17 protein-coding genes and 1 pseudogene are annotated in these 21,361 nt (G+C 42.7%); 10 read left to right on the top strand and 8 right to left on the bottom strand.

Annotation, left to right across the window (positions count from 1 at the left end; all coding sequences use genetic code 11):
- The first annotated feature begins 283 nt into the window (after window positions 1-283).
- The gene (locus MCT08_RS14495) at window positions 284-550 is read left to right on the top strand and encodes an Lpp/OprI family alanine-zipper lipoprotein (protein WP_053311657.1); all 267 of its coding nucleotides are present in this window, start codon (window positions 284-286) and stop codon (window positions 548-550) included.
- A 172-nt stretch (window positions 551-722) separates the two neighbouring features.
- On the opposite strand, the gene MCT08_RS14490 is transcribed toward MCT08_RS14495, so the two are convergent.
- The 4 genes from MCT08_RS14490 to MCT08_RS14475 are packed head-to-tail and all read right to left on the bottom strand — an operon-like array spanning window position 723 to window position 4,836.
- A complete protein-coding gene (locus MCT08_RS14490; RefSeq protein ID WP_274678732.1) occupies window positions 723-1,643 on the bottom strand; it encodes a L,D-transpeptidase family protein in 921 nt (306 codons plus the stop codon).
- Between the two features lie 5 nt (window positions 1,644-1,648).
- Window positions 1,649-3,061: a deoxyribodipyrimidine photo-lyase gene (gene phrB / locus MCT08_RS14485; RefSeq protein WP_274678731.1), complete on the bottom strand. Its 1,413-nt coding sequence runs from the start codon at window positions 3,059-3,061 to the stop codon at window positions 1,649-1,651.
- A gap of 17 nt (window positions 3,062-3,078) precedes the next feature.
- Window positions 3,079-3,879 (bottom strand): MerR family transcriptional regulator, encoded by an 801-nt coding sequence (locus MCT08_RS14480; protein WP_053311654.1) that lies wholly within the window; start codon window positions 3,877-3,879, stop codon window positions 3,079-3,081.
- 3 nt (window positions 3,880-3,882) lie between these two features.
- The gene (locus MCT08_RS14475; RefSeq protein WP_053311653.1) at window positions 3,883-4,836 is read right to left on the bottom strand and encodes a YbgA family protein; all 954 of its coding nucleotides are present in this window, start codon (window positions 4,834-4,836) and stop codon (window positions 3,883-3,885) included.
- 319 nt (window positions 4,837-5,155) lie between these two features.
- Here MCT08_RS14475 and deoD point away from each other — a divergent pair, with 319 nt between their 5' ends.
- The 6 genes from deoD (at window position 5,156) to MCT08_RS14445 (ending at window position 12,195) form a co-directional block, all read left to right on the top strand.
- Window positions 5,156-5,866, top strand: a complete 711-nt coding sequence (gene deoD / locus MCT08_RS14470) for a purine-nucleoside phosphorylase (RefSeq protein WP_053311652.1) — start codon at window positions 5,156-5,158, stop codon at window positions 5,864-5,866.
- A gap of 65 nt (window positions 5,867-5,931) precedes the next feature.
- Entirely contained in the window at window positions 5,932-7,401 is a 1,470-nt protein-coding gene (locus MCT08_RS14465; RefSeq protein WP_053311651.1) for a lactate dehydrogenase, read from the top strand.
- 151 nt (window positions 7,402-7,552) lie between these two features.
- Window positions 7,553-9,040: a hypothetical protein gene (locus MCT08_RS14460; RefSeq protein WP_053311650.1), complete on the top strand. Its 1,488-nt coding sequence runs from the start codon at window positions 7,553-7,555 to the stop codon at window positions 9,038-9,040.
- Window positions 9,021-10,601, top strand: a complete 1,581-nt coding sequence (locus tag MCT08_RS14455) for a diguanylate cyclase (RefSeq protein ID WP_053311649.1) — start codon at window positions 9,021-9,023, stop codon at window positions 10,599-10,601. The genes MCT08_RS14460 and MCT08_RS14455 overlap by 20 nt, the downstream gene beginning before the upstream one ends.
- Before the next feature lie 92 nt (window positions 10,602-10,693).
- Window positions 10,694-11,065, top strand: a complete 372-nt coding sequence (locus MCT08_RS14450) for a DUF3302 domain-containing protein (RefSeq protein ID WP_274677377.1) — start codon at window positions 10,694-10,696, stop codon at window positions 11,063-11,065.
- Entirely contained in the window at window positions 11,065-12,195 is a 1,131-nt protein-coding gene (locus tag MCT08_RS14445) for an HlyD family secretion protein (RefSeq protein WP_274678730.1), read from the top strand. Before MCT08_RS14450 ends, MCT08_RS14445 begins: the two co-directional genes overlap by 1 nt.
- A gap of 76 nt (window positions 12,196-12,271) precedes the next feature.
- Here the strand turns inward: MCT08_RS14445 and MCT08_RS14440 are convergent.
- Window positions 12,272-13,461, bottom strand: a pseudogene (locus MCT08_RS14440) (MFS transporter).
- Between the two features lie 130 nt (window positions 13,462-13,591).
- Between MCT08_RS14440 and MCT08_RS14435 the strand changes: the two are divergent.
- A complete protein-coding gene (locus MCT08_RS14435) occupies window positions 13,592-14,563 on the top strand; it encodes an endonuclease/exonuclease/phosphatase family protein (RefSeq protein WP_274678729.1) in 972 nt (323 codons plus the stop codon).
- A 185-nt stretch (window positions 14,564-14,748) separates the two neighbouring features.
- Here the strand turns inward: MCT08_RS14435 and MCT08_RS14430 are convergent, their stop codons facing one another.
- Window positions 14,749-18,021 carry a S41 family peptidase gene (locus tag MCT08_RS14430; protein ID WP_274678728.1) on the bottom strand — a complete coding sequence of 1,091 codons (3,273 nt, stop codon included), beginning with the start codon at window positions 18,019-18,021 and terminating at the stop codon, window positions 14,749-14,751.
- 133 nt (window positions 18,022-18,154) lie between these two features.
- Between MCT08_RS14430 and MCT08_RS14425 the strand changes: the two genes are divergently transcribed.
- The gene (locus tag MCT08_RS14425) at window positions 18,155-18,646 is read left to right on the top strand and encodes a GNAT family N-acetyltransferase (RefSeq protein ID WP_053311643.1); all 492 of its coding nucleotides are present in this window, start codon (window positions 18,155-18,157) and stop codon (window positions 18,644-18,646) included.
- Between the two features lie 37 nt (window positions 18,647-18,683).
- On the opposite strand, the gene MCT08_RS14420 is transcribed toward MCT08_RS14425, so the two are convergent.
- Window positions 18,684-18,971, bottom strand: coding sequence for a GNAT family N-acetyltransferase (locus MCT08_RS14420; RefSeq protein WP_168524331.1), 288 nt, complete (start codon window positions 18,969-18,971; stop codon window positions 18,684-18,686).
- A 137-nt stretch (window positions 18,972-19,108) separates the two neighbouring features.
- Between MCT08_RS14420 and MCT08_RS14415 the strand changes: the two genes are divergently transcribed.
- The gene (locus tag MCT08_RS14415; protein ID WP_053311641.1) at window positions 19,109-19,852 is read left to right on the top strand and encodes a PilZ domain-containing protein; all 744 of its coding nucleotides are present in this window, start codon (window positions 19,109-19,111) and stop codon (window positions 19,850-19,852) included.
- Window positions 19,853-19,908: 56 nt separating this feature from the next.
- On the opposite strand, the gene gltS is transcribed toward MCT08_RS14415, so the two are convergent.
- The gene (gene gltS, locus MCT08_RS14410) at window positions 19,909-21,135 is read right to left on the bottom strand and encodes a sodium/glutamate symporter (protein WP_053311640.1); all 1,227 of its coding nucleotides are present in this window, start codon (window positions 21,133-21,135) and stop codon (window positions 19,909-19,911) included.
- Window positions 21,136-21,361: the final 226 nt, after the last annotated feature.

Here is a 21,361-nt window from a genome sequence, read left to right as displayed (position 1 = left end):
CACATAAAAATAATCAGCATCCGATAACGTAGCAACGATACTCAATCAGCAACCGTTGCAAGGGGGCTCCAATAATTTAAATGCCAATCAAATAGATAAAACGCTCTTAATTATGAGACATTGCTTTCATTAACCAGCACCAAATTGAAATTCTTGGATTATTTTGACGTTCACCTACTGTGTGAACGTTAAAATTGCGTCTACAATTGAATACGTCACTATATGATGTTTTAGAAAAGTATAGGGCGTTATAGGTAATTATCTTACAAACAAGGAGTTCATAATGAACAAAATGTTAATTGCAGCGGCAGCGTCTTCTGTACTTCTACTTGCTGGTTGTGCATCTGGCCCTGAAGAAGAAATGGCTAAAATGGACGAACTTACTAACAAAGTTAGTGAGCTAAGTGACCAAATCTCAGCACTACAGAGCGAACAATCTATGCTCGCTTCTAAAGTAAACCAAGCTGCTGATGCTTCCGCAGCGGCGCAAGAAGAAGCGGCTCGTGCTAATGAGCGTATCGATAACATTGCTCAGTCATACACTAAATAATCACGTTGACTAAGTGATTACATTGTTATCAAAAGGCCTGTCTCAAAGCAGGCCTTATTACTACCCCAAACAACTTGAAGTTGCAGGTAGACAGCAAGTGAGTACATCCCCATGAGCATAGATAAACTATGTGGTTGGAGTGAGCGAACGTAGCCAACACCGCTGCTATATTTTAATAGGTAACCTCAGAGAAATCTGGCGCTACAATCTCAACCGGCACGCCATTTTGTGCCAGTATTACTGCTCTTGCCTTTGCATCTGACTGACCAAACTCCTCTAACCACCAACTGAGTTCTTGTGGGATAACTAACGCCTTTTTACTACCATTGCTACGGGTTAATGGTTCATGAGCTTCAAGAAAAACACTGCGATCGGGCTCTAACGCCACCTTTATTGGTTCGTCAATCACTCGAACTTTTTCACCACGTTGTACTTGATTAAAAAGCCATTCAATATCCTTTGGATCCATACGGATGCACCCTGAACTCACCCGCAAACCGATACCAAAATCTTTATTGGTGCCGTGAATGAGGTAGTCACCAGCACCATATGCCAAACGTAGTGCATACTCACCTAGGGGATTATCGGGACCAGCTGGTACTACGGTAGGAAGCTCTATACCTTTTTCTTGATATTCTTTGCGTATCGATTGAGGTGGCGTCCATGTTGGGTTTGGGCGTTTTTGACTAATAGAGGTTTCCATCTCTGGTGTATCACGGCCAATTCGACCAATACCGACAGGAAAAATGTGTACCTTGCGAATGTCAGGCTCAAAATAATACAAACGCAGTTCAGCTAAGTTGATCACTATCCCTTCATAAGGGACATGTGGCAAAATAATTTGTGACGGAATGGTTAACACAAAATCTTGCTGTGGCAAGAAAGGATCAACCCCTTTATTCGCAGCCATTAAAGACAAAAAGCCAATATCGTATTGTTTGGCAATTTCAGCTAACGTTTCACCTTTCTCAACCACATGGTATTGAGTGCGCCCAACTAAACTGCTGCCATCGGCAGGAAAGTCATAAGACGCAGCAAATAGCGCAGAGTTTAACCCCCAACAGCAACAAAACATAAGTAGCTTACGTAACATGGTGATCAGTTATCCTTAGCTTCTTTATAAAGTCTCAAGGTTATCTCTCTTTCTACTTTGTGATCAACCATTGGCGCTGGATATGACAATGAGTTGACAGCAGGTGACTTCCACGGAGTATGAATAAGCTGATTGCTCAACGACGCAAGTTCTGGCACCCAGTGACGAATAAACGCTCCTTGTGGATCAAATCGCTCACCTTGACTGGTTGGATTAAAAATCCGAAAGTAAGGTTGGCCATCGCATCCCGTTGAAGCACACCACTGCCAGCCACCATTGTTTGCTGCATAATCGCCATCAACAAGCATTTGCATAAAGTAGCGCTCACCCAGTCGCCAATCAATGTGTAAATCCTTGGTTAAAAAGCTTGCAACAACCATTCTTAATCGGTTGTGCATCCAACCAGTTTGGTTTAGTTGGCGCATCGCTGCGTCAACGATTGGAAATCCGGTTTGCCCCAACTTCCAACGTTCAAATGCTGCGGGATCATCCCACCATTCAAGCTGTGGTCCCCACACTACGAAATCTTTGCTTTTACACAAATCCGGTCTGAACACAATGAGATGTTGATAAAATTCACGCCATACCAGTTCACTAAGCCAAGTTTGAGCACCTTCAGATAATACACCGCTGTACGACTCAGCGTATAATCTCGCCATACATTGACGTGCAGAAAGAGCACCAATCGCGAGGTAGGGAGAAAGAGAACTCGTCGACTCCCTAGCAGGGAAATCACGCTCTTGCTGATAATTCTCGACTCTATCACGACAAAATTGTCTTAATTGCCCACGTATGGAATCAAAATCCACAGCCCAGTGCTCACTGCTAATACGCGTAAAAGAAAATACGCACTGATCTCCCCACAACTCCTTGGCATATTGCTTTGGGTTGGCATGACGCGCAGCCGGCTTAGCTGAAACAATTTGGGGAATTGTCACCTGTGATAACCAAGCACGCTTAAAAGGAGTAAATACTTTGAAGTGCTCGCCTTGTTTATTAATAACACTACGCGGAGCCAGAATGCACTTATCATCAAATTCACTCCAATTAATATCGCTTTGCCCGCATAACGTTCTCGCGCTTAAATCACGTGCCAATTCGTTGATTTCGTAATCCCGATTGACCACAACCTCATCAACGTTTAGCTGCTGTGCGAGATCAACCACAGTTTGCGACGCCTGCGTATAGTTGCCCACTTCACGATAAAGCAACGGAATGTTCAGTACTTCCAGTTCGCGTTGAAGTTCAAATAAACGGCGGTAGATAAAATCTGCCTGCATAGGGGCCATATGATGTTTTTGCCACTGCGTTGGTGTCGCGACAAATACTGCAATCACAGGCTCACCTGAATTGATGGCATAGTTCAACGCCGTATTATCAACGGCACGCAAATCACGCCGCAACCATATTAGTTTCATGCTACATCCTTGAACTTTTACGTAAGAGAAGTGTGTAAACGACAGATCACTTCAGACAGAGATAGCTTATTAGCTAACTGCTGCTGTAATTTTTCTAACGCGTTGATTTGGTGATCAGGCAAAGAGCGATTTGCGAAAACTGCAATGTGTTGGTAAGAGGGTAAAGCCTCATGACCAACCAGAGCGGTGATATCTTCAACACCGTCTAACACCGTCACGTTATAGCCCGCTTCAGACTTACTCACAAACCACAACCAAGCCAAAATACTGGACATAGGATCAAGACTGACACACAAGCACTTACCTTTAGTCGCTGCTTTATTTTCTGACTCAATAATTGAACTTAATTTGCTGATCATTAGTGATTGAAACAACCCTTTATGTAAGGTGCGTAATGGGCCTTTTACTCGTTCAAGCGCATCGATCATTGGGAATACAAACTGCTGCTCAACAATATCCAGCGGGTACTCTTTTAATACCGTCGCAATAGTCGATTCGGCTTTACCTTTATTGAGTTCTACTAATGCCTGCAAAAGGGTTTCTTGTTCTTGTAGCTCAACTTGCTCGCTCGGCAGATCTTGGTGAAGATTTTCACTTCCTTCAAGCAGTGCACTGACTTTGCCAATAGAAACGCCTTTCGCAAGCCAACCTTGAATAACTCGGATAGTCGCGATGTTCTCCTCAGAATAAAGACGATGCCCTTTTTCGGTTCGTTTCGGCTGAATGAGGTGATAGCGCCGCTGCCACGCTCGTAACGTAACGGGCTTAACCCCTGTAATATCGGCAACTTCTCTAATTGCGTAAAGTTTTGCTGTCATCGTTTACAGTCCATAACGTAGTCTTAATTGTTGCGGATAAGGTTCAAAGTAATGCTGCTGCTCTAGATATCCATCTGGGTACATTTTCAGGTAATGCTTGAGTAAAGTCAGTGGCGCTAACAACGGCAACAGACCCGTGCGGTAATCATCAATTACTTGTGCCAATTCCGCCTTTTGTTCTTTAGTTAAAGAACGTTTGAAATAACCTTGAAGGTGCATAAGAACATTGGTGTTATTTTTGCGGCTGGCTCTGTTTTTGAGCGCTTCCATCAAACCCAAGCGGTATTCATTAATAAAGTCTTGAGGTTGATACTGTTTAATATTGGCCACTAAACGACCTAACTCTTTGTATGACTCAGGGTGATGCGCCATTAAAGTGAGCTTGTAGCGAGAATGAAATGCGACAACCTTGCCGGGTGTAGCCTGTTCACCCATCGATTGATAAAAGTCATGCAAACAATAAACACGAGTGATGAAATTCTCTCTCAACACGGGGTCATGTAAGCGTCCATCTTCTTCAACGGGTAACCACGGCATCTTGCGCATTAAAGTCTCGGTATATAGCCCAACCCCTTCTTTGTCAGCCCGTTGATGTTTGTACACTTTTACTCGTTCCATACCGCAAGTCGGCGATTTTGCACAGACGATATAACCACATAAATTCATCGGTTCAAGCTCATCAACTTTTCGCTCTGAAAATTCATACATACTTTGGGTATAGTCTTTGCTCGCGTCTTTGGTTTCAACCAGGGCAACCCGTTCTTCATTAGAGACAAGACGAATCGTTGGTCGCGGGACACTCAAGCCAATCCCCACTTCTGGACATACTGGTACAAAAGAGAAATAACTCGACAGCTCTTGCGTGACAAATACGCTTGCTTTGTGACCGGAATCAAAACGTACATTCTCGCCAAGTACACAAGCACTGATACCGATACGAATTTCTGAATTACTCATAGCCACCCTCATAGATAATAGGTATACAAAAACATTTCTTGTATAACTTATAGCACAATAAAATTAAACTATACAAAAAAAAATATTGTACAAATAAAGAAAACGTTTACTCAAATCGATTGCCTTAGCACTTTCAACATTTTTGGTTATCAATGGGATTGAATAAGATGATAAGAACCCATTTTGTGACCAAGTTCTCAAGGAGCCTTATTTTGTAAGGCTAGTATTGCCTCAACGAAAAATGACAAATTCAACAGAATTGGTAATATCATTGATTACCACTGATGAGCACTAACTCAGAAACCTTGGAGTAATAACTATGGCAACCCCACACATTAATGCACAAGCTGGTGATTTCGCTGAAACAGTCCTAATGCCGGGCGATCCACTACGTGCAAAATACATCGCTGAAACATTTCTAGATGACGCTAAACAAGTCTGTGATGTACGTAATATGTTTGGTTACACAGGAACTTATAAAGGTAAAAAAGTATCGGTAATGGGCCATGGTATGGGTATTCCATCATGCTCTATTTACGTTCATGAGCTTATCTCTGAATATGGTGTAAAAAACATTATTCGTGTTGGTAGCTGTGGCGCGGTTCGTGATGACGTCAACCTGATGGACATCGTGATTGGCATGGGTGCTTCTACCGATTCAAAAGTAAACCGTATCCGTTTCAATAACCACGATTTTGCAGCGATTGCTGACTATGGCCTTCTTGAAGCAGCAGTAAACCAAGCACGTGAGCAAAAGGTTCCAGTCAAAGTTGGCAACGTATTCTCTGCTGATTTGTTCTACACACCTGAAGGTGATTTGTTCGAGAAAATGAACAAACTTGGCATTTTGGGCGTTGATATGGAAGCGGCTGGTATCTATGGCGTAGCCGCTGATCTTGGTGCAAAGGCACTGACCATTCTAACGGTTTCTGACCATATCATTCGTGGTGAAAAATTAAGCTCAGAAGATCGTCAAACTTCATTCAACGATATGATGAAAGTCGCTCTAGAGACCGCCATCAATATCTAATTTAATTTGCAGTATTGTGCTGCCAAGACAACTTGGCAGCCCTAAATTACCCCGAGGGGGCGATCGTGTCTAACGACCAACTACCCAAGGACGCAGATGGTTTACAACTCAACTTTTGTAAAACATTGGCGTGTGACAACTTTGGCTTGAGCGCAGCAGAACGGTATGTCCTGCAACACGTGAACCCGAAACGTCCAACGATGGTTTGTCGTGAATGTGGAGCTTTCCCCCCCTTACTTAACAACCGTGAAGTGCTAAATGAGTTACACCGTTTAAGACAACTTCATAGCGACGGTTTGCCTGCCTGCCGTAACCCTGACTGTGTCAATACAGGCCTATCAGTTCATACCCATAAACATCTCTACCATGCCTTTGGCTACAGTGGTGACCGTCAACGTTATCGTTGCAAGGAGTGTCATTCAACCTTCGTCGATAAATGGTCAGGAGCCAATAAAAAACTGGCTTTCCAAGAGACACTACTCGGTTTACTTTTCATGAGCTATTCGGTTCGTGAAATCTGCCGCAAGCTGGCTATTAACCCCAAAACCTTCTACGACCATGTTGATCACATTGCGAGCCGTTGTCGTCGAAAACTGGCGATGATCGATGCGCGCTGGGTTAACCATGCGACCCACTATGAGCTAGCATCTCACTACATCCCGTTGCAACCGAACAGCAATAATGGGGTGCTATGGTTTGCCACTGGCGAGGCAAACTCCGGTTATATCCTTTGCCAACATGTCAATTATTCAGCGAAAGAAGAGCCCGAGGGCTCGCTTGATCACAACCCTTATGAATACCCAGCTCGGTTTGTATCTCGAGAGCACTCATCTGAAGCTAACATGCCGACGCCGCAACCTTCTCCACTATTGCGAGAACGTATTGATCAAAAATATCAAACTATTTTAGCGCGCGGCAATGTCGAAGACCCTATGGGAAACTTGACAGTGTTTAACTATCCATCCAAAGGAGCACTGATCCGCCCTCCCTACACTTCATATGCTCATTTTCTGCACATTTTAGACATGTGTGCCATAGATAAACGCGTATCTATTTATATGCCTCAAGATCCTGTGTTGCGATCTGCGGCATTGAGTGTTTGTCTGTCGAGAATAAAGCGTCAAAATGTTGACTTAATGTATGTTGAAGAAGATCACCAATGGCAGAATGGGATACCCTTTGGCAAAATCGATATTGTGCATATGGGGTGGTGGCGAGACCGCTGGGCAATAACCAATCAATCATCAGCCTCCAAAGGCGTCTGCTATTTGGCCGGAGACACCCCCGAGCCAGAAGCTTGGCTATCTAAGGCTTCCATTAAACAAACTGAATTTTATCAGCAACGATTCCAATTGCTGTTCGAAACCTTTATCAATGAGCCTAGGCGTAAACTTCGCCCCGGAGGCTTACAACCCATGCTGGATATATTCCGAGCTTGGCACAATCTGTGCTACCAAGATAAACATGGGTTTACTGCCGCACAGAATCTGGGGCTGACTAAACATCCTCTCACATTAAAAGAGCTGCTATCATAAATTTGTCCATCACAGACTGTGAAGTAGCACCAATTATTGCTGAGCCGGTAGCTAAAGTAACAGATTTGCGATAAGTAAATAGTGCGATTTGGTGACAGCTTCATATAATGAAACTGTGATTAAAGCTTTTTACTCTTAAGGATCAGCCAGTTTGGATAAGAGTCAGTATCTTCTCGAGATAGAATTAGAACAGCTTAAAGCCCGCATTGAAGCTGAGCCTGAGAAGGTATTGATTGTTGCGGAGCAATGTTTATTGCGTGCTCAACAGATCATTTTTCCCGAAGGCGTTATCCAATCTCTTATCGTGATGTCACGTTGCGCTTGGAATGCCATGGACTATCGCAATGGTTTAAAGTACATCAAAGAAGCGCTGGTTAGGCAGAATAGCCTTGATACTGATGACCACCTGCCTGAAATTCTTCACCTTCACGCTCTCAATTTATGGGGGCAAGCTAAGTACTACACCGCCCAACAATATTGGATTAACGCTCTAGAACAATCAGCGTTAGTGGATGAAATTGAGATCCAAATTGAGTGCTTGATTGGACTGGGTAATGTCTGGCGCATCACCAATGAATATAAGCTTGCCTGTTCAACTCATGAATTAGCCGTAAAAGTGGCGAACAATGCGCGCATTGGCTGGCTTGAGGGTAAAGCGCGAATTTTATGGGCTTGGGATCTCTACTTACTCAACCAATATGTTGATATGTTAACGGTGCTTGATGGCGCCGAAGAAGTTCTAAAAGGGAATTCGAACAAAACATGGCAAGCAGAAGTCTGGGATTTTCGTGGACTAGCGATGCTTGGTCTTGAGCGAATTGAAGATGCTGAAAACGCCACCTACAAGGCGCACGAACTGGCCGTACAACATAATCTGGTGTGGATGAAAGCTCACTCGTTTATCAGCAGAGCACGCCTTGAACTGCTTAGGAAAAACCCCGAGCAAGCCACAGAACTTCTTATCCAAGCCGAAGTGTCAGCCTCTTCTTTTGATCACGGTGAATTGCTTTCACAAATATGCTACCAACAATCTTTAGTTGCAGAACAACGTGGTGATTTTAAAGCCTCACTGGCCGCGTTTAAAAAGTATCGCCACTTCTCTATTGACATGCTACGCGAGCAAACCTCACGGGTTGGTTTGGACAAAGCCAGAGCCTCCAAACGGCAACTCGAACAGCGAGCGCGCAAACTCATTAATCGTATTCGCGGTCAACATGAATACGACCCCGAAAAACACCTATCAAACGTAGTTTCAGAAACATATTGGTGGGAACAGTTGATGTTATTTAAAACTGAGCTAAAACATTCCAACCATTCCATTATCGTGATAGTGCATAATGACCCACTGTATCTTGATGTTTGTACTGAAATTGCTCATTCGCTGTGTAACAAGAAAGACTTGGTGTCACGCTTGAGCAGTGAACGGTTAGGTCTATTACTCGCCGACAAAGGCGACACAGCACTCAATGTTTTTCATGTACTTGCCAAAATGATAGAAATTTATCCTTGGATGAGAAAAGGATTAACCGGCCCACTACCTAAAGTGATGTTCCAAGACATATTGAGTTTCCCATTCACACTAGAACAACTCGAAGAAAGCCAACCTCAGGAATGGTCACATGGAAGAACTACTCAATAAAATTCAAGATACTGGCTTAGATGCAACATCTGTATCCGGAGAAGAGGCCATTATTTTCTGGAATCATGTACGTCAACACGTTGCCACCACGCCAAAAGAAAAAGCCTTAAGCTATATTATCAGTGCCGACTATCGCGCCGAACTACACCAACCCATGGCAAGTATTGAAGAGCTAAAAAAAGCCCTTGAGTTACTTGAACTACCTAAAGATGCGCATATTATTTTATCGGTTAAAAACAGCTTAAGTGAGCGTTTAGTGGACAGTGGTGACTATACAGCTGCTCTCAGTGAGTATGTATCATCATCAAATATTGCTGTCGATAACGGCTACATTGATGAATACGTAATGGCAATACTAGGGATGGGCAACCTTTGTGATGCTTATGGTGAACACAGCCGCGCACTGCGTTACTATCAAAAAGTCGACAGTATTGATCATGCCATTTCTAGCCGTTCCTTAAGGCTTCGCTATAAGCTCTATATGTTGGCGTGTTACATCAACCTAAACCGGCTTTCAGCCGCCAACGATCTGATCAAAGAGTGTGAAGAGCTCAGCATTCTAGTCAGCGATAAGATCCTCACAGGCCAAATATTGCTGTACCAAGCGAGGCTCTACCTTCACCAAAATCAAGTTGATAAAGCCCTGATGACACTGTCGAACGTGCAATACAGCGCAGGCAACGTCAATTCAATTTGGTTGTCGAATATGATCCGAATTGAGACGGCAAATTGCTTGGCGAGAATTGGCAAATCTCACATTGCTAATATGCTATTAGCAAGCACTGACAAACGTTTACAACGTCATACTTCACCCGTGATAGCAAAACAGTTATACCAAGCATTTAGCGCCATTTGCGAACATCAAGGGCTTTATCAAGCCGCCCTTTCATACGAGAAAAAAAGCTTTCGCATCGAAACTGATCTTATGAAGAACATCCCCATCGGTGAGCTCGGAGCGAACCAGCTACGCCGTTTATCGCGCTTTGAACTTCAACTAAAACTGATTCTATCCGAAATCGAAAACCGAGAATTGAAGGAAACAACAGAAAGCCAAAAAAATACAGTGGCACAACTACAGCAAGATGTCTTTACTGATCCTCTCACTGGCTTGCACAACCGTCGCTGGTTAGACGTAAAATTGAAAGACCTGTTACTGCATGAAAAATCGTTCGCTTTTCTTGTGATTGATATTGACCACTTTAAATCAATCAATGACGAACTGAGTCACTTAGTGGGTGATAAAGCGATTGTCAGTGTGTCACATGAATTAAAAAGTTACTTCAAATTCAGAGGGTCATCCTGTGTACGTTTTGGTGGCGAGGAATTTCTTGTTATTTTAGAAGATACGTCGCTCGATCAAGCCGAAATGCACGCAGAAAATTACCGAGAGCGGATATATCAATTTGGTTGGCATGATATTTTGGGTGAACGGGGCTTAACGGTCAGTATTGGTATTACATTACATCGTGAAGGGGAAAATACACAGCGCACTTTCTACCGTGCAGACAAAGCCTTATACCGTGCCAAGGCCAATGGGCGCAATCAAGTATGTACCGAATAACTATATGCTACAGGTCCAATTATTTGTTTATACTAAAGTAAGTTTTATCTGACCATTCATGGAATGAACTTATTTAAATTCAAGGATATCTTATGTTTTTAGACTATTTTGCCCTCGGTTTGCTCGTCTTTGTCGCCTTGGTGATTTTTTACGGAATTATAGTGATTCACGATATCCCCTATGAAATCGCTAAAGAACGCGACCACCCACATCAAGACGCTATCCATGTTTCAGGCTGGGTTAGTTTATTTACCTTACACACCATTTGGCCATTTCTTTGGATTTGGGCCACTTTATGGCGTAAGGACCGAGGTTGGGGGTTTGCTAAACTGCAAGAAGAGCAACACGACATACATCACCGTGTCGATGAATTAATAAACCAAATCAGCAAGTTAAATGAAGAAGTTAATACGCTAAAAGCACAGCAAAATCTAAACCAAGCACAAGATCAGGAGACTAAATAATGGATTTACTTCTGATAATGACCTACGCCGCTTTATGTATCACCATTTTTAAAGTTTTCAAAATTCCATTGAATAAATGGACGGTACCGACAGCGGTTCTTGGCGGTGTTGTGCTGATTGGCACTCTTATTTTGCTCATGAACTACAACCATCCCTTCACACAAATGGGTAATCAAGTATTCTCGACTACGCCTGTCGTTTCAGGTGTGAGAGGCAAGGTGATTGAAGTTCCCGTTCAACCGAACACGCCCGTCTTAAAAGGGGATGTATTATTTAAAATTGATCCCATCCCTTTTGAAGCAGAAGTAGCAAAAGTTGAAGCTCAAATCAAAGAAGCGAGCCAAAGTGCACTCGGTTTAGAATCAGACGTTATCGAAGCAGAAGCGTCAAAAGCTCAAGCAATTGCTGATCGAGACAAAGCCAAGCGTGAATACTCGCGCTATCAACGAGGGTACGACAAAGGTGCTTTCACCGAACAAGATTTAGACACTCGTCGCCAAGCCTATAAAGCAGCTGAAGCCGCTGTCGATGTTGCTCAAGCCCGTGTGGAACAGGCTGCTATTGCCTTAGACTCTGAAATTGGTGGCGAGAATACAGCCGTAGCGCGCTTAATTGCTCAATTACGACAAGCACAATTCGACTTAGAACAGACCGTTGTACGTGCACCAACCAACGGTTACGTTACTCAATTGGCGCTTCGTCCCGGTGTAATGGCGACACCACTACCATTGGCACCGGTTATGACCTTTGTGCACAGCGAGGAAAAAATCTACACCGCCGCATTTAGACAAAATTCATTACAACGCCTAAAACCAGGGTTTGAAGCCGAGTTTTTGTTCCGTGCACTCCCAGGAAAAGTATTTAAAGGCGAAGTGATTGACGTGCTACCTGCAATTGGCGAAAGCCAAATTCAAGCGCGTGGTGCATTGCTAGGCACAGATGCTCTACGGACTAATGGACGAGTTCTCGTAACCCTAAAAATGAACGATGACCTAAACGAATATAATCTTCCGTTGGGTACTGCTTTCGAAGCTGCCGTGTATTCAGACAGCTTCACCCACGTTTCCATTATGCGTAAGGTTTTGATTCGAATGAAGAGTTGGCAAAACTTTTTGTATCTGGATCACTAACCATCCTCACAAACATCAAAAAGGGTCGATATCGACCCTTTTTATTGCCTTTTACTTTATTCTGTCTGCACTGTGGCTATCTATCACTCCAACGTAAAATCCGAACTTCATTGCCCTCTTCCGGCTTAATTGGGATATTGAGTGATAAAATCAGTGAAACTGCTGCCATAACAGCACCAATATAAAAAACACTAGCAGGAGAAACGAGCCATATAAGGCCAAATGTTGCAGGAATAACGACGGCAGCAATATGGTTAATAGTAAACGAAACCCCTGCGGTGGATGCCATATCGGCAGGATCAGCAATTTTTTGGAAATAAGTTTTAATGGCGAGGGCTAAAGCAAAGAAAAGATGGTCAATCACGTACAGTGCCGCAGCCCAATGTGCATTTTGCACTAAACCATAACCAATAAAAACGCAGATTAAACCGCCATATTCGAACAGTAATGCTTTGCGCTCACCGACAACGCCAATAAATTTCCCAATTCGCTTTGCAAACAAAAAGTTAAACAAATAGTTAACCAAAAACAATAACGTAATATCGGCTGCTGAATAGCCAAACTTTTCAACCATTAAGAAACCCGCGAACACGGTGAAAATTTGTCGACGGGCACCGCTCATAAAGGTTAATGCGTAGTAGAGCCAATAGCGCTTACGCAGTACCAATTTTTTATTTTGCGGCACTTGCGCTTGAAACTCTGGGAAGGCAAACGCGATCAAGGCAACCAGACAAAAAGCAATGCCTCCAGTGATGGTATATACCCATTTAAAATCAAGTGTGAAGATCTCTAGCATTACCCAGAGCGCACCATAAGTAATGAGTGAAGCCAAAGCTCCTACCGAAATCAACTTGCCAAGCATTTCAGGTGCTTCATCCTTATTCAACCATTGCAGCGACAATGATTGTTTAAGCGTTTCAAAGTAATGAAAACCTGTCGACATTAATAAGGTAGTCATCAACAAACCTATCAACGATGGAAAGAAACCAGTGATGGCCGTGCCTAAAGTTAGCATAGCCAATGACAGCAACATGAAACGTTGCTCTCGCATGAAGAGTAAAACAAACACCGCTGTGAAAGCTAAAAAGCGGGGATTTCTCGTACGCTTTGTAATAGGCCAATATCGGAACCATCAAAATTAGCTTTTTCCACCACAAAATTATTCAGCAATGCCATCCAGCTAGAGAAGGCTATTGGGACAATTATCGAGATGATTAATAAGAAGTTTTGTGGCGTACGCCACCCTTGAGAAGAACTAGAATTCATGATGGTTCCTTACATTTATGTAACAACATAATACGCATGCTGATTCGAGTTTGGCAATGACGGGATTAGCACTGCCCAAGGTTTACGTTTCGTTATAAACTGATGTTGAGCTGCAATATAAAGGATAGGTATGTCTACTAGCTTCGCTACTATTAATTTATTCAACTATTTGACGCCACCAAATGCTTTTTATCAGTTTGATAATATTTATACCCAAGCACAATGGCTAAAGAAAAAACGATGGTTTAGTGAAAAAATTCAACACATCAATGCCGATGTTATTGCGTTCCAAGAGGTGTTCAGCATCGAAGAGCTACGTAACCAAGTCAGCACCATTGGCTACCCTTATTTCGCCACTATCGACACACCGCACATTGTTGATGATTATATCTACACACACCCTGTGGTCGCCATCGCCTCAAAATACCCTTTGCTACAAGTCTGCTCTGTAGAAAGCAGATTACCCAACCAAACTGTGCCTTTCACATTTAATCGCATCCCACTGCACGCTACTATTGAACTTCCTGAACTCGGCGCTGTTGATGTCTATATCGTACACTTTAAGTCTCAGCGTCCAACTCAGTGGGAGGTTGAGTCACCAAGTATGATTAATAGATGGCAACAAGAGACATTAGGTCGGTGGTTATCCACGGTACAACGTGGTTACGAAGCAAATTTGCTGCATCAATATGTTATAGAGACTAAGCGGCAGCACACTCGACCTTTTGTGATCATGGGAGATTTCAATAAACCGCTAACCAGCGAAGAATTTATCGGTCTACTATCAAATGCTCTATATCGTCAGCCTGATACGCAATCTGCGTTGGCTGCTTTCACAGTTCACGACAGTTGGAATCTCTACGCCCAGCACTCTGACTTACCCCGCAAGCCGACTCATTATGCAGGGGAGATGGGGGCGGTACTTGACTATATCCTGCTTTCAAGCGATTTTAATCCCTCGGTTCACAGTGCTAAAGCTTACGTCAGCCATTACGAAGTCATCGATCAACATTTAATTAACCCTAATTTTGAACAAGACCATTACAGCACCGATCACGCACTGGTTAGCGTGACATTAAAAACATATACCCAAACAAATTGAAGCCCCAATAAAGGGGCTTCAGATCTATTACACGTTGTTTATACCCAAACCACTTGAAGTTGCCAGTGAGTTCATCCCATGAGCATAGATAAACTGTGCGATTGGGATAAACGAATGTAGCCAACACCGCTGTACCTTCAAGTAGGAAGGGGTATGATGTAAAGCTTAGAATTTCGCCTTAACTGTTATGGATTATTAACCATTGATTGCTCATCGAGCTGTTTCAGTAAGGTTTCAACTGCAACTTTCAACTGCTTATCCTCGCCTTTAGTGACCGATTCAGGCTCTTTATAGACGAGAACATCAGGCACAACCTCTTGATTTTCTAACCAATGACCATCAACGTCTTTTAAACCTAATTGAGGAATGCCATACACCAAGTTAGGCTCTTGTTGCTGAGCCCAAAGTACAGCGGTTCCTGTTCCGGGAACCCTTTCTCCGACCAACAGGCCTATCCCTTCACTTTTATAAAAATGAGGCACAACAGATCCTTCCGAATAGCTGTTTGCATCCGCTAACATGATACTAGGCTTAGCCCAACGTCTAGTTGGGTAAGAAGCAACTTGGTATCCGTCACGAGTTTCCTCTACCGTATGGCGCTGACCAGACAAGATCATCATCATTTGGTCGGCTAGAAATCCACCCTGGTTAAAACGCACATCAACCACGAGTGCTTCTTTGTCATTATCAACACCAAACATATCGTTTTGCATTTTCTCAAAGCTTTGCGCATCCATCGCCGCCATATGTACGTAGCCTAAGCGGCCATTTGACAAACTTTCAACCATCTGACGACGTTGTTCAACCCAAAGCTCATACGCTAATCGACCTTCTTGCTGCAAACTGATTGGCACAATATTCATGCTTTTTGCGTTTTTTTCACCTGGAGATAAAACCGTTAGGCGTGTCAGCTTTCCTTGTTTGAAATTGAGTTGCGAATAAATGTCCTGCTCAGGCAAGATTTCTTTGCCATCAACCGCATAAATAATGGATCCAGATTTAAGCAAGGTTTGGTATGTATCAGCAGGACCACCTGGTAGCACCGCTTTCACACGAATCCCTTTACCACGGTAATGATCATCATAATACAAACCTAAAGAAGCAGGAATTTCCCACCCAGATCGTTCAGCAAAGAAAAAGGCACCGGTATGTGACGCATTCAGCTCACCAACTAATTCACTCAGAAGTTCGGCGAAATCTTGGTAATTAGTGATGCCTACTAGTTGCTTCTTATATTCTTGAGCATACCGCTGCCAGTTAATACCATGCAAATCGGCATCATAAAATTTACTTTGTGTTAAACGAACAACATGATCAAACATATAGTTCATTTCAGCTCTAAAGTCGTAGTTAGCATCGGCATTGTAATCAAATACTTTGGTCTCACTATTAACAACATTCAAACGCTCAATACCTTGAGAACCAATGATAAGGATATTTTCGCCATCTTTGGTCATATCAATGGCATTAACATCATCAGCACTACGAGTAAACAGTGACACCTCCTCACCCGTTTCAATATTGAATTCACTGAACTCAACACCTTCACCAGACCAGTGCGCAACAACCAAGTATTTATTATCTGGTGATAAATGAAAATAAAGTGGCGATAGCGAATAAGGTGTTATACGAAATTTGCGATGCTTTAAGCCGTTTATTTCAACGATAGTTGGATCAACAGGTGCATGCTGAACATCGCTTCCCAAAGTCGCCGCAACCTCTTCATCCATCCATTTTTGTTCTTCATTCTTAAAAGCATTAAATTGAGCTTTCTGATTTAAAAACAGGGCGTAAACATCATACTGTACGGGCATATTATCAATTTGGCGCAAGCTGTTGATATCGCTCAACCAATAGACAATTTGACCGTCCTCGCTAAATTTAGGTTGTATATCGGAAAAACCACTGTTGCTTAAATTAATCGGCTCTTCACTACCATCGACCTTAACTAATAGAACATCACTATTGGCGATAGTACGGTTGCGCGTGACAATATATTCACTATCTGGCGACCACGAATAACTGATGTCTCCATCGAAATAGGAATAAAACTGTTGGCTATCGAGCAATGTGTAGGTTTGATCTTGCTCGATATCATAGACTTTCAGGTTATTTCGCCCTTCACGGTACAGCATCCGCTTTTCATTCGGAGACAAAAGCGGTTGAAACTCATCCTCTTCCCCATCAAATAAGATCTCCTCTTGGATATCTAATGAGGTAGAGAAACTTTTGCCAGTGTCATTCACATAACTTTGGAAAATATCCCAATTGCCATTTCGTTCAGAGGAATAAATAATGCGATAACCATCATCTGAAAACGAAATATTGCGCTCTGTGGCAGGCGTATCAGTAATCCGTTTGGTCGTTCCAGATAGCGCTGACACCACATAAATATCCCCACGTGCAACAATCGCCACTTCTGGTGATACTGGAGACACCGCTATTTCTGTCGCCTCTGAATTCAAATTCACAAAATGTCGCCCATCAGAAAAATCGGCTCGACGAATCGCAATGTCTATCTGATATGGTGCTGTTTCCTGTGCTGATTTCACCCAAACCTTACCATTAAAACCATAGGCTAAATCACCTTGTTTACTCACCGATAAAAACCGTGTTGGTAAATCTGTGTGATATGTTATTTGAACAGGCTCACCATCGAGTAGGTCCTTTTTCCAAACGTTAAAAGAACCAGATCGCTCAGATAGGTAGTACATCGACTGCGTATCAGCCCACACCGCATTTTGGTCCTCCCCTTCAAAGTGAGTTAATTGCGTATGCTTGCCGGTAGTAAGATCAAATTGCCAAATATCTCGCGCCGCATCAGACGTTGTACGCTTACGCCATTCTTGCTCATAAGAAGGCCAATCGGTATATAAAAACTGTTGGCCATCACCGCTGACTGAGAGTGAACTTACGGGAATAGGTAACACGAGCTTCTCTCGCCCACCTAGAGCTGATACCGCATAAAGCTGATCCGCTTGATTTCCTCCATATCCTGCCATCAGATTAGCTTGGCTATCTCCTAAGCGTGCTGAGCGAAAATACACTTGCTTACCATCGGCTGAAAAAGCATAAGGCACATCCAGACTAGCGTGGTAAGTTAAACGCAACGCTTTACCACCCACGCTAGGCACGATGAAGACGTCACCTTTGCCATAACGATCAGAAGTAAAAGCAATGGATTGACTATCTGGAGACCAAATTGGCGTCTGACTGTAGGTATCACCGTTGGTTAAAGCAAACGCATCACCACCTTGCGACGATACTAACCAGATCTGTCCGGCGTAAGTAAAGGCAATTTGCTGTCCATCGGGTGATATCGCGACGTCTCTCATCCATGTGTGAGAAACGGGGATCTCAGGGGAAGGAGCGGCCGATATTTCAGCCATAACCGAACTGGGTTGAGTAAACAGTAATGCAAGAGATAGCGAGCTTAATGAGTATTTTCGCAAGGGCATGATTCTTCCTTTATTATTATCATCTTTGAGCGATTCATTTATATAATCAAAAACTTATATAATAAAACACTATTCATTTGCAGAATTTATAGATAGATTCTAGGTGATGCAACTAGAGATGGAGAATAAATGAATGGAAATTATTGTCAGACCAACAGAAATACGAGACGCTCACGCTTTGTGTGATATTTACTCACAACCCAAAGCTCAACGAGAAACACTACAATTACCAAAACCATCCGTCACTATGTGGCAAAAGCGCCTTGAAAACATGCCAATTGGTGTTTATAGCTTTGTAGCTGAGATTGATGGGCGTGTCGTTGGTAATATTGGTATGGAGCATTCTCAACGTCCTCGCACTGCGCATTGTGCAACTTTTGGCATTGGAGTTCATGATGATTTTCACAGCGTTGGTGTTGGCAGTAAATTGATTGAAACGGTCTTGGATCTGGCCGACAACTGGCTCAATGTTAAACGAGTCCAGATTGAGGTTAATGCTGACAATCAGCAGGCGATTAGTTGTTACAAAAAATTTGGTTTTGAAGTGGAAGGCGAAGCTAAATGTGCCTCTTTTCGCGATGGAAAATTTATTAATACTTTATATATGGCCCGCATCAAGTGCTAACGATACTATTTAGCTCACCTTATCGGTGAGCTATTTTTTAACCTTCGTCATGCAATAAATGCTGCCATTGTTCATGGCGATTTATGTAATGAACAACATAACTGCAAATAGGCTTTACTTTATAACCACTTGCCTCTATTTGTGGTAACACACTTTCCATCATAATTTTGCCATACCCTTTACCTTGCAGCTCATCAGGTACTCGGGTTGAGGTAATAAATAGAACCTCACCTTGCTGTTGGTATTGCACAGTGGCAAAAAAATCCCCTTCCAAATGCACTAAATACTGATGATTTTGAGTGTCATGTTGTACTTTATCAGACATACTTCTCTCCTATTTGATACTTAACTCAAATAAATTAATGGTAGATAGAATTGAATCTTCTAACATCTAACTCTAAAATTTAGCTTATTACAAAAAATATAATGGAAATGCAGCTACTGCATCATGGAGAGTAGAAAATGAATTCGCAGTCGGCAGTGCTAAAGGGCGAACAGAGCCCAAATAGAACAACGGAACGTAATAAAACGTTGTCAACACTCAACAGCACTGATGCACTGTCAATGGTTGAACACGGCAGTGAGTTAACCTTAAGCATAACAACCCCCGTTGGCACCAAGTTCATCTGTAAAACTCCGTTCATCGGCACCCATTCAAACACTTATATTCTGATTGAAATACCTAAAATTTCCGCTGACGATTTGGCTTTTTTCTTCCAAGAAGGTTTTTGGGTCAATGTACGTGCGATTTCCCCTCGAGGAGAAGGCGCAATGATCCACTTTCGTAGCCAATTAATGAATATATTGCAAGAGCCAGTTCCACTTGCGATGCTTTCGATCCCAAACACTATGCAAGTCACTCAGCTACGTAAAGAAGCCCGTTATGATGTGAATTTGGTTGGTAAAGCAATCGTCGGTACTCATAAATCAGATTGTGAAGTACGTGATCTCTCTAAGAGTGGCTGTCGTTTTGTTGCACCACCGCTTGGACGAACTTTCCAAGTCGGCGACAAAATTAGTATCGAGCTTTTTGCCGACTCCCGTGGCAGTAAAGTTTTCGCTCCCTTAGTTGGTAAAGTTTGTAACTTACAGCGCTCACTGCACTATGCTCGTTATGGGATTCAATTTGATGAAGAAGGCGTGAAAAATGCGAAAAACTTACTCGGCCAACTAAAATTTGATGGTACGAAACTCACCTTAAAATAGCGCCATGAATTATGTGATCAAAAAAAGCCCTAGCACATTGCTAGGGCTTTTTGTTTCTAGCCTACAAAGGAAATATAGCCTTGAATAATGATTAAATTAACAATATCAATAAAGAAAGCTCCCACGATAGGCACAACCATAAAAGCCTGCGGAGAAGGTCCGTAACGCGTAACAAGCGACCCCATATTCATCACTGCGGTCGGGGTGGCGCCTAAGCCAAAACCACAGTGCCCGCCAGCCATAACGGCGGCATCATAATTTGAGCCCATCACTTTAAACGTCACAAAGTAAGCAAAAATACCAAGCACTACCGACTGCACCGCTAAAATCACGAGAAATGGAATCGCTAAATCAAAGATATTCCACAACCTCAAGCTCATCAACGCCATGGCTAAGAAGAGTGATAAAGAAACCGTACCTAAAATATCAACCGTTTCTGCATCGACTTTATGCAGCTTGGTAACTTCGAATACATTGGTAATAAATACACCAATGAATAGTGCGTAAACGAAATCTGGGATCATCAGCCATTTGACATCAAACGTACTCACCCATTGTTCTAGATACTTAGCACCAGTGACACAAATCAACAAAATAAACAGCACTTCAATCACTTTCTTCGCTGTCACTTTATCTTCTTCGTATTCGTTGTAAGTTACGAGCTCAGGGAATTTATCGTGTGTTTTCGTGCCTCGGCCGTACTCTGACTCAAAGCCATTTTTATTGATCAATTTTTGCGCAACAGGACTACCGATAATGCCACCAATAATCAAACCAAACGTAGCTGAAGCCATCGCTATTTCTAAAATATTGGTCATTCCATAATTATCGGTAAAGGTTTGTGCCCACGCAGCACCAGTGCCATGCCCACCAGACAAGGTGATAGAACCAGCAATCAAACCCATCAACGGATCAAGACCTAATGCCGTTGCCAACGAAACACCCACACCATTTTGAATAATGATATAAAACGAAGCGACACCCAGAAAAAGAAACACCTTAGCGCCCCCTTTCATTAACTGAGTGTAGTTAGCTGCAAGGCCAACAGTACTAAAGAACATCAACATGAATGTGTTCTGCAACGGAAGAGAAAACTCTAAATCTAAACCATTAAAATGCAAAAAAGTGATAGCTATAGCTACAATCAAACCACCCACAATGGGTTCCGGAATATTGAATTTTTTCAGAATAGGCAGTTTTGTGTTAATGAAGTGGCCTAAAAAAAGCACGCTAATAGCGATTAGGAAAGACTCTAGTGGCCCAATGGAAATTAAATGATGCATATAACCTCTTACTATTGCTTCACTCATCTTCCTTAATGAGCGACGAATTCAGGACATTTGAACGTAACGAATTCGAAAAAAATACGACTGACCGATGCGGCTCATCCTCATAAATATGTTGAATAATCAACGATGTTACAGTGTTTAAATATGGGGTTGACGGACACGTAAGCTATAATGCTTAGGTCGACAGATGACTAAAACCCTAGTTGAAATTACCCAATAA

The organism is Vibrio aestuarianus, from assembly GCF_028858425.1.
GTDB classification, from domain to species: Bacteria; Pseudomonadota; Gammaproteobacteria; order Enterobacterales; family Vibrionaceae; genus Vibrio; species Vibrio aestuarianus.
The sequence above is the reverse complement of the archived record's forward strand: the minus strand, read 5'-3'. Positions and strand labels throughout refer to the sequence as shown.

Bases quoted from the DNA above. Each gene is read 5' to 3' on its own strand.
- MCT08_RS14435 (WP_274678729.1), top strand. From the start codon at position 13,592: ATGTCTACTAGCTTCGCTACTATTAATTTATTCAACTATTTGACGCCA.
- MCT08_RS14495 (WP_053311657.1), top strand. From the start codon at position 284: ATGAACAAAATGTTAATTGCAGCGGCAGCGTCTTCTGTACTTCTACTT.
- MCT08_RS14480 (WP_053311654.1), bottom strand. From the start codon at position 3,879: ATGACAGCAAAACTTTACGCAATTAGAGAAGTTGCCGATATTACAGGG.
- MCT08_RS14415 (WP_053311641.1), top strand. From the start codon at position 19,109: ATGAATTCGCAGTCGGCAGTGCTAAAGGGCGAACAGAGCCCAAATAGA.
- MCT08_RS14450 (WP_274677377.1), top strand. From the start codon at position 10,694: ATGTTTTTAGACTATTTTGCCCTCGGTTTGCTCGTCTTTGTCGCCTTG.
- MCT08_RS14490 (WP_274678732.1), bottom strand. From the start codon at position 1,643: ATGTTACGTAAGCTACTTATGTTTTGTTGCTGTTGGGGGTTAAACTCT.
- phrB (WP_274678731.1), bottom strand. From the start codon at position 3,061: ATGAAACTAATATGGTTGCGGCGTGATTTGCGTGCCGTTGATAATACG.
- MCT08_RS14445 (WP_274678730.1), top strand. From the start codon at position 11,065: ATGGATTTACTTCTGATAATGACCTACGCCGCTTTATGTATCACCATT.
- gltS (WP_053311640.1), bottom strand. From the start codon at position 21,135: ATGCATCATTTAATTTCCATTGGGCCACTAGAGTCTTTCCTAATCGCT.
- MCT08_RS14425 (WP_053311643.1), top strand. From the start codon at position 18,155: ATGGAAATTATTGTCAGACCAACAGAAATACGAGACGCTCACGCTTTG.
- MCT08_RS14475 (WP_053311653.1), bottom strand. From the start codon at position 4,836: ATGAGTAATTCAGAAATTCGTATCGGTATCAGTGCTTGTGTACTTGGC.
- MCT08_RS14430 (WP_274678728.1), bottom strand. From the start codon at position 18,021: ATGCCCTTGCGAAAATACTCATTAAGCTCGCTATCTCTTGCATTACTG.
- deoD (WP_053311652.1), top strand. From the start codon at position 5,156: ATGGCAACCCCACACATTAATGCACAAGCTGGTGATTTCGCTGAAACA.
- MCT08_RS14420 (WP_168524331.1), bottom strand. From the start codon at position 18,971: ATGTCTGATAAAGTACAACATGACACTCAAAATCATCAGTATTTAGTG.
- MCT08_RS14455 (WP_053311649.1), top strand. From the start codon at position 9,021: ATGGAAGAACTACTCAATAAAATTCAAGATACTGGCTTAGATGCAACA.